General features: G+C 30.8%; 11 protein-coding genes and 1 pseudogene. 9 read left to right on the forward strand and 3 right to left on the reverse strand.

Features of this window, described 5'->3' with window-relative positions; genetic code table 11:
- Nucleotides 1–105 precede the first annotated feature (105 nt).
- The 7 genes from ACEW8E_RS13970 (at nucleotide 106) to ilvB (ending at nucleotide 9,763) form a co-directional block, all read left to right on the forward strand.
- Nucleotides 106–1,563, forward strand: a complete 1,458-nt coding sequence (locus tag ACEW8E_RS13970; RefSeq protein WP_373480966.1) for a hypothetical protein — start codon at nucleotides 106–108, stop codon at nucleotides 1,561–1,563.
- Nucleotides 1,564–1,616: 53 nt separating this feature from the next.
- A complete protein-coding gene (locus ACEW8E_RS13975; protein WP_373480967.1) occupies nucleotides 1,617–1,910 on the forward strand; it encodes a hypothetical protein in 294 nt (97 codons plus the stop codon).
- Nucleotides 1,900–2,295, forward strand: a complete 396-nt coding sequence (locus ACEW8E_RS13980; RefSeq protein ID WP_373480968.1) for a DUF6516 family protein — start codon at nucleotides 1,900–1,902, stop codon at nucleotides 2,293–2,295. Before ACEW8E_RS13975 ends, ACEW8E_RS13980 begins: the two co-directional genes overlap by 11 nt.
- A 39-nt stretch (nucleotides 2,296–2,334) precedes the next feature.
- Nucleotides 2,335–3,843, forward strand: a complete 1,509-nt coding sequence (locus tag ACEW8E_RS13985; RefSeq protein WP_373480969.1) for a hypothetical protein — start codon at nucleotides 2,335–2,337, stop codon at nucleotides 3,841–3,843.
- A gap of 35 nt (nucleotides 3,844–3,878) precedes the next feature.
- Nucleotides 3,879–5,141, forward strand: coding sequence for a hypothetical protein (locus tag ACEW8E_RS13990; protein WP_373480970.1), 1,263 nt, complete (start codon nucleotides 3,879–3,881; stop codon nucleotides 5,139–5,141).
- Nucleotides 5,142–5,148: 7 nt separating this feature from the next.
- Nucleotides 5,149–7,317: an AAA family ATPase gene (locus ACEW8E_RS13995; RefSeq protein WP_373480971.1), complete on the forward strand. Its 2,169-nt coding sequence runs from the start codon at nucleotides 5,149–5,151 to the stop codon at nucleotides 7,315–7,317.
- A 595-nt stretch (nucleotides 7,318–7,912) separates the two neighbouring features.
- On the forward strand, nucleotides 7,913–9,763 hold the full coding sequence (ilvB, locus tag ACEW8E_RS14000; protein WP_373480972.1) for a biosynthetic-type acetolactate synthase large subunit: 1,851 nt from the start codon (nucleotides 7,913–7,915) through the stop codon (nucleotides 9,761–9,763).
- Between the two features lie 93 nt (nucleotides 9,764–9,856).
- Here the strand turns inward: ilvB and ACEW8E_RS14005 are convergent, their stop codons facing one another.
- Nucleotides 9,857–10,939: a mechanosensitive ion channel family protein gene (locus tag ACEW8E_RS14005; protein WP_373480973.1), complete on the reverse strand. Its 1,083-nt coding sequence runs from the start codon at nucleotides 10,937–10,939 to the stop codon at nucleotides 9,857–9,859.
- A 77-nt stretch (nucleotides 10,940–11,016) separates the two neighbouring features.
- On the opposite strand from ACEW8E_RS14005, the gene ACEW8E_RS14010 reads away from it, so the two are divergent.
- Nucleotides 11,017–12,786, forward strand: a complete 1,770-nt coding sequence (locus ACEW8E_RS14010) for an ABC transporter substrate-binding protein (protein WP_373480974.1) — start codon at nucleotides 11,017–11,019, stop codon at nucleotides 12,784–12,786.
- A gap of 1 nt (nucleotide 12,787) precedes the next feature.
- On the opposite strand, the gene ACEW8E_RS14015 is transcribed toward ACEW8E_RS14010, so the two are convergent.
- Together ACEW8E_RS14015 and ACEW8E_RS14020 are read right to left on the reverse strand one after the other, a co-directional pair.
- The gene (locus ACEW8E_RS14015; protein WP_373480975.1) at nucleotides 12,788–13,348 is read right to left on the reverse strand and encodes an acireductone dioxygenase; all 561 of its coding nucleotides are present in this window, start codon (nucleotides 13,346–13,348) and stop codon (nucleotides 12,788–12,790) included.
- On the reverse strand, nucleotides 13,345–13,974 hold the full coding sequence (locus tag ACEW8E_RS14020) for a methylthioribulose 1-phosphate dehydratase (RefSeq protein ID WP_373480976.1): 630 nt from the start codon (nucleotides 13,972–13,974) through the stop codon (nucleotides 13,345–13,347). Before ACEW8E_RS14020 ends, ACEW8E_RS14015 begins: the two co-directional genes overlap by 4 nt.
- Before the next feature lie 232 nt (nucleotides 13,975–14,206).
- On the opposite strand from ACEW8E_RS14020, the pseudogene ACEW8E_RS14025 reads away from it, so the two are divergent.
- Nucleotides 14,207–14,956: pseudogene (locus ACEW8E_RS14025) on the forward strand (DNA methyltransferase); the annotation flags it as partial.
- Nucleotides 14,957–15,078 lie beyond the last annotated feature (122 nt).

A 15,078-nucleotide genomic window follows, 5' to 3' on the forward strand; every position in this document is an offset into this window, starting at 1 on the left:
TTGGTGAAGCCTTAGAAGCGTTTCGCACCGCCATATCTTTTCGCTTTTTTCAATGGTTAAAAGATAATATTGAGGTATTTACTAATTATAAAGCAAGTTTGGGCTTTGTTTGGGCATAATTTTTGTTTAAGTACCGCTAATAGTGGTCAAGATGAGGGAGTAATACGTCCTGTTATCGGGGCAAAAGGTTTTCCTTATTTTCCAGGTTCAAGTATGAAAGGAGCTTTTTGGCGTAGTTGTCCTAAAAGTAAAAGAGAAAGATATTGTGGTTGTGAAAGTGAGGGAGAAAGTCACCCTGGTATTTTAAGGTTTCATGGTGGCTATCCTGATGCCGATTGGAGTCAAGAAAATATCGTTGATGTAGTTCATCCTCAAGAAGATTGGCAGTTAAAAAGTGGAGGTAATCACTCAGCATTTATTCAAATTTCTCTTTATCAACCTGAGTTAACTTTTGGTATTTCCAGTAAAGAAAAATTAAGTACTGAAGAATGGGAAAAGATTTGGCACATATGGGAAAAAGCGATCGCCCAAGGTATTGGTACAAGAGTAAGTGCAGGTTATGGACAAGTAAAACTAGATCGTAGTAAATTAAATTCTGTCATTAGTGTAAATCTAAAAGGACAAGGATTAGCCTCTCAATTAATCAATAAAGAAGGAGAATTTAGAGCTAATATGTTTAAAGCCTCTTTACGAGGACATACATTGAGGTTATTAGGGGGAGTCACCGATGCCGATACAGCAGAAAGAATTACTAAAAAATTATGGGGTGGATTTGCAGGAAGGAATGGTGCGATCGTAGGAGAATTAGGTATTGTTTTTGATTCTATTGATTTAGAATTGGATGATTTCACCTATACTCCCGCCAGAAATTCTTTTGATATGCCTATTTATAAATTAAATCACGGTAAATTAGACATATTAGCAATGGGTAAGATGACAGAAGGAAGAAAAAATAACCTTGAAAAATTTCTTGCTAAATTAATACAATTCAGTCTACTGTTAGGAGGTTTTGGGAAATCATGGCGTAGAGTAGATCATCGTATCTTTTTCTCTGATTACTTAGATAACGGTAATAAACCGATGATTGGTTGTCATTGGGAATTTTTGAAATCTTCCACCGCCTTACATATCTGTGTAAATGAATTAGCTGATATTACCGCTTTTCTTGATGCAGTTCATCGTAATATGCAAAGTTGGGTAACTCGTAACGATGGACAATTAAACCCTAACGGTACAAATTGGCGAGAAGCCTTCAAAAAAGGAAATGTACAAGTATGGGGAAGAATAGCGGAGGATAAAGAAGATAGTGAGGCTATTTATTTTTTTCACGAACAATATCAAGAGAATAATACCATTAAAGGATCTAGCTTAACAGGAAAAATGGGGACAATTGGCAGAATATGGCATCGGATGTATCCCCGTAAAATCACGACAGAAAAAATAGTAAAAATAACTAGAGAGTATGTAGAAATGCTAACTATTTTCCCTGATAATAGCCCAAAAACTCAAGATTTTTTAAGATATTTAGGCTCAAATAGTAGTGAATTTCAAAGACTTTGGTAGTAAGTTAAAATTATCAAAAATAAAGAATCTTATCAATAATGGAGTTAAATTAAATGATTGCTGAAATTAAACTAAGATCTCATGATGCCCAATCATTACGACAAATTATCACCAGTGCTTTATCAGAAAGATTACAAAGTCTTGAATCTGGAATTAAAAGCACTCAAGAAAGAATTAAGCAATTTGAAACTCAATATAAACTATCAACAGAAGAATTTTTAAAACAGTTTAATAATGATGAATTAAACCATAGTTTTGATTTTGATGAATGGATAGGAGAAACAAAAATGCTAGAAACTTTACAACAGAAAAAGTTAACAATAGAAGGAGTTGAAATTGTTAATTGAAGTTTATTCTCAATATATTATTGATTTAATCTTAGAATTTTTGCTTATTAAATCATATGAAATTAATTTAGAAAAAAGAGCAACTTATGAGGGGTTTATTAAAGGGAAAATTATTTTTATTGATCAATCCTATCTTCATATTAGAGAATTTGTTGATGTAGAAACTAATATTGATCGTAAAATGTATAGTTATCAATATATGAATCCTGATAATAATTTAATTTTTCGTTATGATAATACAGAACATCATCAAAAGTTAAATTTACCTAATTTTCCTCATCATAAACATGAAGAGAGTGAAAAAAATGTCATTAATTCTAATGCTCCTTTTCTTAAAGATGTGATTAAAGAAATAACAGCAATAATTTCTACTAAATTTATTTAAAAAGCAAAAAAATAACTGTTCAATTAAGGTAAAAATAAAATGACTACATGGATTTTAACCATTGGAAATAGTGATATTCAATTAACTACTAATGAAAACTGGGATGATTTATTATTAGATATTTATAATCAACTTTATGACTGTGCTTTTGTACCAAATAAAGTAGAAAATGAGAATTTATGGACAGTTCCAGCTAGAGTTGTAGGATTAGCTTATGCTCAAGATTTAGATAACCACTATCAATATTTATATTTCCCTTTATTAGACTCTTTAACTCAGCTTTTAACACAACAAAATATTATCCCAGATCAGATCATTATATTACTTTCTGATCAATCTAATTTATTTGATGAAGCTGAGCGTTATTCCCTAAAATCGCCCTATTGGAAAGATACTTGTACTGTTGAAAATATTATTAATAAATATCTGCAAAATAAATTTCCAAATACCAAAATTAAACCTCTTATTTTAACACCTTCACTTAATACAAAAGGTTTAGATTCTTGGGATAGCACTTTAGATTTAGTTAATCAAAAATTAGGAGAAATTACCATCCTTGAGCGAGAAAAAGTATATATTAGTCATCAAGCAGGAACTCCAGCATTATCTTCTGCTTTACAATTTATTAGTCTAGCAAAATTTGGCGATAAAGTTAAGTTTTTAGTTAGTAGTGAGTCACAACAAAACTATTGTGAACTTATCGATAGTTCTCGTTATTTAAGAGGTTTAAAAATACAACAAGCTAAAAGTTTAGTTACTAACTCCCCCGGTGCTGCCCTGAAGCTATTAAACAATATTGATAACATCAAACCAGAAACTATTAATAAATTACAATATTTTGTTGATTTTTTCAATCTTAATCGTCTTAATAATGATCAAAAACAGGAATTTTCTATTGAATCTGCCACTCAAAGAATTGTTGATGTATTAGAGTTAATAACTATCTTTTTTAATCAAGAAAATTTCTTAGCAGGAATTACTTTATTATCCTCAGCACAAGAAACATTTATGAAGATAGCAATTTTAGAAAAAACAAAAAATATTACTGTCAAAGGTGAGCAAAAATCTTTCTTAGGTTCTGAATGTTTAAAATGGAATAATGAAGGTTTATTTTTAACCAATATAGTGAAATCAATAAAGGAAAAAAAAGATATTTTAAATCAGCTATTTTATCCTTCTAAATCACATCCTATTAAAGAAGATAAAGACTTATATAACACTAATAAAAATTGGATAATGTTAGAATGGTTACAATTATTAGAACCACAATTTAAAAGTTGGAATTTACTAAGGTGGTCTTGTAAATATTATCGTAACCGAGAAGATGATTTAAGAAATCAATTAATGCACAATTTAAGAGGCATTGAAAAACAAGATGTTATTAAATATTTATCAGCTGATCAAAATGCTTCTGGGGATGATATTTCAAAAGTTTATAATGAGCAAGTAAAAACACCTTTTTTTAATGCAATAAAACTACTAAAATTAGATTATACCAGAGAAAAATTAACCAATGAATTGAAGAAGTTATCTGATTCTCTTATTTAATAAGACTTATTTTTTTTTAATTATATAGAAAAACAATGGCAATCATCTTATTATCTTTTGTGGGAAAACAAGACCCATTTTCACCAAAAAATGGAGAAGAAGGATCTATTGTTACTTTAGTTAAAGAATTATCAACAGAAAATCAAATAATAAAACATTCTATTTTATTACATACAGAAGGTACATTAACAGAAGCAGAATTAACAAAAGATTGGATAGAAGAAAATTATACTTGTGAAAACATCATATTAATTGCTGTAAATAATGAATTATCTGATGATCCTGTTAATTTAACTTTAGCAATACAAGAAGCAAAAAAAGCTCTCAAATTTGCTCAAAAATTACAACACAAAGGAGATAGATTAGCCTTAAATGCTTCCTCTGGTACTCCCATCATGAAATCAGCTTGGGCTATTTTACAAACTGCTGGTTATGCACCCCTTAGCAATGTTTGGCAGGTACGTCATCCCGATCAAGTTAGAATTAATCAAAAACGTGTTTTTACTACTAATTTAAACAGTATAAAAAAAGAAATTGATTTAAAAGTTATTTCTCAACAGATACAAAATTATAATTATAGTGGTGCATTATTTACTATAAAAAAAAGTTTGCTATATCATCCTAAAATTGAAGATGCTATTATTTACGGAAAATTTAGACTAGCTTTTAATTTTAATCAAGCCTATAGTCAGGTGAATAAACATCAAGATAAGGCTATGAAAAATCTGGCTAATGATATTAGTTTATTAAGACAAAAACATATACTTTCTCTACTTCAAGAAGTTTATTTTAAGGCTAGTATAAAACTAAAACAAAAAGAATATGCTGATTTTTTAGTGTGGTTAGTTGCCTTTCAAGAAAATTTATTAAAATATTTATTGATACAAAAAATTAGTCCCCAAATTATCTCTTTTAACAAAAAATGGAGAGATATTGAAATAGAACTTATTGATAAAATTAAGATATTTGACCAAGGTAAACTATATGAAAAAATTACTACAAAATACTCTAATATCAGCTACTTAAATATTCCAATAATGATGAGAATTGTATCATATATTAAAAAAGATGAACAAGAATTATTAAATAAAATAAAATCTATTGATCGATATGTTCAAGAGCGAAATTTATATATTCATGAAATAACAGGAGTTAATGATATTTATAATCCAGAAGCATTAGAAAAGTCAATGTTTAAAATTTTACAACTATTAACTAAAATGCCAGATAAAAATCCTTTTGATATTTTAAATAAAATAATTTTAGTCAATTTAAACACTATTACTAATCAACATTAATTTAATTATGTTATGTCACTTTTTAATTGGTATTTCGGGGGCTGGTAAATCAACATTTGCTCAACTTTTAGCAAATACTGGTAATTATCAAATTATCTCTACGGATACTATCAGAAAACAACTTTATGGAGATGAAATAATACAGGGAAATTGGGCTGAAATTGAAGAGGAAGTTATTAAGCAAATTGAGATTGCTCTTAATTCCCATACCCCCATAATCTATGATGCTACTAATGCTCAAAGGGCATGGAGAATGGATTTATTATCAAAAATTAATGGTAAAATTAAGGGTATTAATTGGTTAGGATGGTATCTCAATTTAGATGTCAAAATCGCTCAAAAATGGAATAGTCAGCGCCATCGTCAAGTGCCTGATCATATAATAGAAAGAATGAGTGAATCTTTACAACAAATATCTCCCCATGTAGCGGAGGGTTTTATTCATTTATACGAAATTAAACAACCCCAAGACTATAATTTATCTTTTATTGAGCAAAAACTTAACAATTTAGATCGTTGTTTAGTTAATAGACAAAATCGCACTAAAGTCGAGAATATTACTCTTCATCTTTATTCTCAATTACTTGATTTTGATCGATTAATGCACCTAATATCTTTATTAATTGCTTATCCAGAGTTAGGTAATTTACAATATGCCTATGCTGATATTTTAGAGCAAATATTTGGTAATTCTGTTACTTTTTATGATGCTATTAGCGAAATAACAGCTATTATGGCTAAACTTAAAGGAAACATTTATGCTGATAAACTAGCTCTTGAAAATGATTTACAATTCCTTATTAATTATGGATTAGTTAAACAGAATAATACTCAATTAAATTATGGTTTAAGTTTTATTGAACGAACAAATATTAACTATAATTGTGATGAAGTTATTACCCATTATGCTTCTGATAAATATATTTTTGAGAGAATATTAAATACTATAAAAACTATTATATTTTACCCTTTTTGTCAAGAACTTAACCCCATTATTCTACAAGAAATTAATGATAATAATGAAAAAAAATATTACAATCCTGATCCAAAAAAAAAATACATTCCAATTTGTGAAGGGCATTTAACTAATTTAACAGCACAATTATTAACCATAGAAAAAATGTCTTTATCTTCTCTAAAAAGTCGTAGAGACTTACTCAGAAAAGATATTGAATTTATCCTTAAACCTTATCAAATTTTACCCAAAACTATGCGTAACGGTTATTTCCTCGGTACTGGTATCCTTTCTGAAGGAGAATTAATTAATACATTCCGTCTCCTGCAAACCCAAACTAAAAATATTGATGATCCTCTCGCCCTCAATTTATACAATAAATTTCAACAGAAAATGAAATGGGCTCATTTTGACGATAACTACATTTATCCTGTCAGAGCGATCGCCAATAGATCAATGATTGATATTGATTCATTAGACTTACAAACCTTGAGTAATCAGACACAGAGAATACAGAAAATTATTGAACAGGGAAAATTAGTAAAGCTGAATAAATTTGCTAATCGTGGAAGTTACGAAGGGGAGGAAAAAGGAGCTTTTTGTGCATGGTTATTACAGATAGTTTTTTATAATTTTGCTTGGTATCTAGGATTTGAACAGGAAGGAGGAGAAAATAATAAATTATTCCGTTTTGAGCGGTTAGATAGACTTTATATTCAGCAGGAAATAGATAACAGTAGAACGATAACAGAGCAGAAAAAAGCACTAAATAAATTAACAAAATTGTTATCAGCAAGTTATGGAATATATTTAGGAAATAATGTTGAAGGACAAAGATTATTTTTTAGCAGTAAGAAAGAGGAGAAAAAACAAATAGAAGTTACAGTAGAATTATGGTTTAGTGAAAAAATATTTGGCTTTATTGCAGAGGGAACAAAAAGATTCCCTAGTCAACAAATGAAGATGACAAAACCTTCTCGTTTAATATTTAATAATAATCCCTCTTTATTTAGTTTAAGTAAAAGTAAAGATAAACAAAAACCTTATCGTTTTCAGGTGACACTACCAGAATGGTCACTAAATGATTTTGATTTGATTAGATGGATACTAGGCTTCGGCGGAGACGTAACAGTACATAAACCTGAAATATTAAAACAGAAAATTATTGAACTATCTAGCAATACTATAAGAGTTTATCAAGACCAGAGTCGTCACTCCTAGTTGTCGGCATTTTTGTAGCCTGTTTCCATTAATTCCACTACCCCGAAGGATAGCGACTCCCTTTAGATGTTTGGTATACTCACCCAACTTATAAGACTCTTATACCATTAATTCCACTACCCCGAAGGATAGCGACTCCTTGCGAGGCTCATCAAAAAATATCCAAGATTACTTTTTCTTTATTAGAAACTACATAATAAAACCCTTGCTCTGTCTATTGTCGAGGCTCAAAACGATTTTACTGCATTTGAGGTCATTTTGGTTGAGGGTCGCAGTCCTATAATAGACCTCTTGCAAAATAAAAAGTAAAATCTATTTTAGGATGGAAAACGTTAATTACTCATTACTCATTACTCATTACTTATTACTTATTACTCATTACTCCACTTCTGCAAGAAGTCTAATGATTGATTTTCCTTAATTTATTGGTTGCGAACCTCAGTGAAGAACCATGAGAAAAATTTGTTCAGCAAACCCTAATTGATTTAAAATTAACAGTAGAGACGTAACAAATAAACAATAATTAAACACATAATCTATAACAGATTCTACAATCAATATATAGATATAGTTGTAGATTACTAAATAAAAATATATGGTAGCTTCTTTTAAATTATCAACGGATGTAATTCCTGTTAAATGTAGTGGTGCTTTTGCCCTCATGGACAGTCTTTGTCGTCATGGTGTCAAGCATATTTTCGGTTATCCGGGGGGTGCTATTTTACCTATTTATGACGAGTTATATCGCTCTGAAGCAAGGGGAGAATTGCAACACATCCTCGTTAGACATGAACAAGCGGCCGCTCACGCTGCAGATGGTTATGCCCGTGCAACGGGGAAAGTGGGGGTTTGTTTTGGTACTTCAGGGCCAGGGGCGACTAACTTAGTTACTGGTATTGCCACCGCACAGATGGACTCGATTCCCATGGTAATTATTACAGGACAAGTATCGAGAGCCGCTATCGGTTCTGATGCGTTTCAAGAAATTGACATTTTTGGTATTACTTTACCTATTGTTAAACATTCCTATGTCGCTCGTAACGCTAAAGATATTCCTTGGATTATTGCCCAAGCGTTTCATATCGCTAGTACAGGCAGACCTGGTCCTGTTTTAGTTGATATTCCTAAAGATGTTGGTTTAGAAGAATGTGAGTATATTCCTGTTAATCCGGGAGAGGTGAAGTTATCAGGTTATCGTCCGACGGTTAAAGGTAATCCTCGTCAAATCACGGCGGCGGTAGAATTAATTGCCTCAGCAAAACAACCTTTACTTTATGTTGGCGGTGGTGCGATTTCTTCTAATGCCTATGGTCAAATTCAAGAATTAGCCGAACGTTTCCAGTTACCTGTTACCACCACTTTAATGGGTTTAGGTGCATTTGATGAACATAATCCTCTTTCTGTGGGAATGTTAGGAATGCACGGTACTGCTTATGCTAACTTTGCTGTGTGTGAATGTGATTTATTAATTGCCGTTGGTGCTAGATTTGATGATCGAGTTACGGGTAAACTAGATGAATTTGCTGCTCGTGCAAAAGTAATTCATATTGATATTGATCCTGCTGAAGTTGGCAAAAATCGTCGTCCTGATATTCCTATTGTCGGTGATGTTCGTCAAGTTTTAGAACAGATTTTACAACGAGCTAGGGAGTTAGATTTACCAGAAGGAGATACTTTAACTCAAGATTGGTTAGCTAGAATTGATCGTTGGAAACAAGACTATCCTTTAGTTATTCCTCATCCCGATGAAACTATTTCCCCTCAAGAAGTAATTGTGGAAGTTGGTCGTCAAGCTCCTAATGCTTATTATACTACTGACGTTGGACAACATCAAATGTGGTCAGCCCAATTCTTAAAAACAGGTCCAAATCGTTGGATTTCTAGTGCTGGTTTAGGTACTATGGGTTTTGGTTTACCTGCGGCTATGGGTGCAAAAGTAGCTGTACCTGATGAAGAAGTTATTTGTATTAGTGGTGATGCTAGTTTTCAAATGAATTTACAAGAATTAGCAACCCTTGCTCAATACAACATTAAGGCAAAAATTGTCATCATTAACAACGGTTGGCAGGGTATGGTTCGTCAATGGCAGGAAACTTTCTACGGTGAGCGTTATTCTTCCTCTAATATGGAAATTGGGATGCCCGATTTTCCTCTTTTAGCTCAGGCTTTTGGTGTTAAAGGTTTAGTTGTTCATCATCGTAGTGAATTATCTCAGGCGATCGCCGAAATGTTAAATTATGACGGGCCTGTATTGTTAGATGTTCATGTTAAACGAGATGAAAACTGTTATCCTATGGTAGAACCGGGAAAAGCTAACTCTCAAATGTTAGGACTACAAAAACAATCCCCTGATATTCCTAAGAAAGAAATCGTTATCTGTAATAATTGTGGTACAAGAAACCCTGCGGATAATCATTTTTGTCCTGAATGCGGTAGTAAACTGTAATTTTTTTTTAAAAGTACTTTATAGTAGCGTAGCATTGTCATTTTAGATTTGATGTGCTGCGTTATTTTTGTTTAAAGTTAAATAATTATAAATCTAATCTTGATCATTTTCCTTGATAGAAGAGGAAGATAAATAGTTAACTTGAGTGGGATAAGCAAACTCTAATTGATAGTGAGAAAAGGCATTTTTAATAGCTAAATTAACCTCATTTCTTGCTAAACGATAAACTCTTATATCATTACTATCAACATAATAAATAACCTCAAAATTAAGGCTAAAATCACCAAAACCATAAAAATAAGCTAAGTCAAAAGTTATATTTTCAATGTTATTTATGGCTTTTTCAATGATGTCTGGAATTTCAGCTAATATTTTATTATCAGTTTCGTAAATAACTCCAATTTTTAAAATAACTTGTCTTTGCTCCATGCGTTTAAAATTACGCAATCTTGAATTAGTTAAATCGGTATTTGCTAAGATTAATTGTTCTCCCGTTATAGCTTTTATTCTTGTTGTTTTGATGCCAATATGTTCTACATGACCAATAAAATCACCTACGGATATTAAATCAGAAATTTCAAAAGGGCGATCAAAAAGTATTGCAAAATAGCTAAATAAGTCTTGTAAAATTCCTTGAGAAGCTAAAGCTAAAGCCACACCACCAATACCTAAACCTGCAATAATTGCGGCTATATCAAAACCTAAATTACTCAGGATAGAAATAAGTCCTAATCCCCAAAATACAATTCTAATGGCAGGAAATAAGGCTTTAATATTTCGTTCTATTATGGAGTCTGAATTATGATATTTTTCACTATAATAATAAATAACAATTTTTGATATATCTACTAAAAATTTAGTGACATAAATTGTGGTTATAATAATAACAATAGTTTTAACGGTAGCTAAAATTGCAGGATTTAATTGTGCTTCTTTTATTGCTAAATATAACAACCCAAAATAAGCGATGGGTACAAAATATTTATCAACAATTTCTATAATTTGATCTGTGAGTATATTTTCTGTTTTTTTACTAAATTTTTTAAGTTGTCTAAAAATAATATTTCTACTAATTTTAAGAAAATAATAACCTAAAATGAGAATACTAAAAGCGATAATTAAATCTGTAATAAAATTTTGTAAACTGTCTGATAAATTAAAAATATTCTCTAACATTATTTCAATTAACGGCTATTTTAAGTAATAATTTAAGTTACCATCTTAACAATATTTTAATCTTGAGGTTATTTATAATGAAGTTATCTTTTTTGAAAATCAAATTATTATGGCGAAAATTATTATCTGTAATGATTATTTTTTGCTTAACAACCCTTATTTCTTCTTGTAGTTTTAACAATGCTCCACAGAATCAATCAAGACTTATTCAAGCTATTTTAAGTGATCCCAAAACATTTAATGCCGTTTTATCTCAAGAATCCCCTAATATTTTCGGTTTAACCTATGAAGGATTAGTTATCGAAAATCCTCTCACGGGAAAAATTGAACCAGCTTTAGCACAATCTTGGACTATTTCTGAAGATAAATTAACTATTATTTTTACCTTAAAAAAAGATTTAAAATGGTCTGATGGTGAACCTTTAACCGTTGATGATGTAGTTTTTAGTTATAACCAATTATATCTTAATGAGGAAATTCCTTCTAATGCTAGAGATAGTTTAAGAGTAGGACAAAGTAAGGCTTTACCTATAGTTGAAAAAGTTAATAATTTACAAGTTAAATTTACAATTCCCGAACCTTTCGCACCTTTTTTAGAAAGTACTGGTTTATCAATATTACCTAAACATATTTTAGCGGAAAAAGTGACCACTAAAGGAAAAGATGGTAAACCTATTTTTCTCTCTTTTTGGGGTGTAGATACTCCTCCAGATCAATTAATAGTTAATGGTGCATATAAATTAAAAAGTTATGCTACTTCTCAACGATTAATTTTCAGTAAAAATCCTTATTATTGGCAAAAAGATGAAAATAATAATCAACTACCTTATATTGAAGAAGTTGTGTGGGAAATTGTTGAATCTACAGATACTTCTATTGTACAATTTCGTTCTGGCAATTTAGATTCTATTGCGGTTTCTCCTGAATATTTTTCCTTACTTAAAAAAGAAGAAAATCGAGGTAATTTTACTATTCATAATGGTGGTGCTGCTTATGGTACAACTTTTATGAGTTTCAATCTTAATCAAGGTTCAAGAAATGGAAAACCCCTTATTGATCCTATCAAATCTAAGTGGTTTAATAACGTTAATTTTCGCAAAGCGATCGCCTATGGTATTAACCGAGAAAGAATGATTAACAATATTTATCGAGGTTTAGGAGAAGCCCAAAATTCACCAATTTCTGTACAATCACCTTTTTATGATTCCACCATTAAAGGATATAATTATGATCCAGAATTAGCAAAAAAAATACTATTACAAGAAGGGTTTAAATATGACGAAAATGAAAGGTTATTAGACAACGAAAATAATGAAGTAAGATTCACTTTATTAACCAACGCAGGAAACAGAATTAGAGAATCTTTAGGTTCACAAATAAAGCAAGATTTAAGTCAAATTGGTATCACCGTTGACTTTAGTCCCATCGCTTTTAGTGTATTAGTGGATAAGCTCACAAATTCTTTAGATTGGGAAGCTCATATTATTGGTTTTGGTGCAGGAAATGAACCTAATGGCAACTCTAATTTATGGTTTCCTGACGGTAATTTACACCTTTTTAATCAAAAACCCCAACCCGGAAGGCCCCCAATTCAAGGCAGAATTATCGCTGATTGGGAAGCTAAAATTGGTAATTTATACATTGAAGGTGCGAGGGAATTAAACTTTGAAAAAAGAAAGAAAATTTACGATGAAACTCAACAATTAGCCCAAGAATATTTACCACTAATTTATTTAGTTAATCCTTATTCTTTAGCCGCCGTGAGAAATCGTATTGGGGGAGTTGAATATTCAGCTTTAGGAGGTGCATTTTGGAATTTAGAAAAACTTAAAATTAAACAAAATTAACCTAATCTAATCGTGAAAATTGACTAGCAATATCACTATCAGTAAAATTAGCCACCCAACCTTGAAGATTATTAAAAAAGCGAATCGCAATAAAATCAGGATTCTCTCCCATATCGAACCAATGACGAGTATTTGCAGGTACACTAATTAAATCGCCTCTAGTGCATAACACTTCAAATACTTGATTTTCGATGTGTAAACTAAATAAACCCTTACCATGAACAAAAAAACGAACTTCATCTTCACTATGGGTATGTTCGTTTAAGAATTTTTCTCGGAAAGCCTTTTTCTGAGGATTATCCCTAGTTAAACTGACAACATCAACACTTAAGTAACCTTCCTCCTGAATTAATTTATCAACTTCACGTTTATAACCTGTTAAAACTTCCTCTTGAGTTGCACCAGATTTTAAACTCTCGATGGTTTGCCATTGTTCAAATCTTACCCCAACTTGTTTTAATTCATTGATAATTTTAGTTATTTTGTCAGCTTCACCGACAGTATTACTATCAAAAATTGGTGTGGTTGGTTTATCGTCATCAAATATTTTTAAACTACTCATAATTTACCTTTAATATTCATAATTTTTAATTCACATTCCATTAAATATTCTATCGCTTCCAAATGTCGTAAAGCCGAAGCCATATCCTTACCCCAAGTATAAACTCCATGCCCTCGAATTAGATAACCCCAACAAGGAATATCTGTTTTTAAATAGTTAATAACTTCCTCCGCTAAAATCCCTATATCTTGAGTATTTTCAAAAATTGGCATTTTAACGACACTTTCATGGGTAGAAATACCACTAAACGCCTTTAATAACTCATAACCTTGCCATTGCCAAAAAGACTCATTAATTAATAAAGAAAGTATAGTACTATTAATAGAATGAGTATGCAACACACAGCCTAGAGAATTATCCCAAGCGTATAAACTGGTATGAAGGAGAGTTTCCGCCGAAGGTTTTTTATCGTCTTGAGGATTTCCTTTTAAATCCACTACCATAATGTCATCAGGGGTTAACTTACCTTTATGTTTTCCCGACACAGTAATGGCACAATAATTATTATCTAACATGACGGAAAAATTACTGCTAGTGGCAGGAGTCCATCCTTTAGCGTCTAAAAAATTAGCTGTCTCAATAATACTGTAAGTTGCTTTGTGTAAATCTTCTGATGAATAAGTCAATTTCACTAATCCTTTTAAATCAAAACTTATTATAAATTATCCCTTAGTAATTGGCAATCTAATGAATATAATATTTGTAGCTTGAGTTAGCGAAACTGTATCATAAAAACTTCATAAAGTGGTTTATTTTTTCTCCCAAAAGTGCAAAGATGTTAATGTAATAAAATCAAGATTAGATAAGGTACAAAGGTTTTTTCCATTTATTCACTATTTTTTATATTTGAACTTTTTTATGAATAATCAATTATTTTACGGCGATAATTTAGAGGTTTTAAGAAGACATATTAAAGATGAATCGGTGGATTTATGTTATATTGATCCTCCCTTCAATTCTAAGCGTAATTATAACCAAATTTATAACAATATTGGTAAAGAAGATCGAGCTCAAGCACAGGCTTTTATTGATACTTGGACCTGGGATGATTTAGCTAATTTAGGTTTAGTTGAAATTAAAGAAAATTATCATGGTAAATTCACTCAAAAAACCGTTGATTTAATCTGCGGATTAGAGCCAGTTTTAGGTAAGGGAAGCCTCTTTGCTTATCTGGTTAATATGACTTTAAGAATAGTCGAAATTCATCGAGTTTTAAAGTCCACTGGTAGCTTTTATCTCCATTGTGATCCTTCTGCATCTCATTATTTAAAAATAGTTTTAGATGCTATTTTTTGCTCTCAATGCGGTGATTTTATCAATGAAATTATTTGGAAAAGAACAACATCTCATAGTGATGCAAAAAAAAGATTTGGACGCAATAATGATATTATTTTTTTCTATGTAAAAACTGCTAATAATTATACATGGAATCCTCAATATAGTAATTTATCAGACAAAAGAATGAATAATTATAATTATCAAGATGAGGATGGAAGATTATGGGCTAGTGGTGATTTAAGTGCAAAAGGTTTAAGTGGTGGAGGTTATGAATATGAGTATAAAGGAATTAAAAGTTATTGGCGTTGTCCATTAGCGGTACTTAAACAAAAATTATGCCCAAACAAAGCCCAAACTTGCTTTATAATTAGTAAATACCTCAATATTATCTTTTAACCATTGAAAAAAGCGAAAAGATATGGCGGTGCGAAACGCTTCTAAGGCTTCACCAA

Origin of the sequence: Geminocystis sp., from assembly GCF_041753295.1 — a bacterium.
Classification (GTDB): domain Bacteria; phylum Cyanobacteriota; class Cyanobacteriia; order Cyanobacteriales; family Cyanobacteriaceae; genus Geminocystis.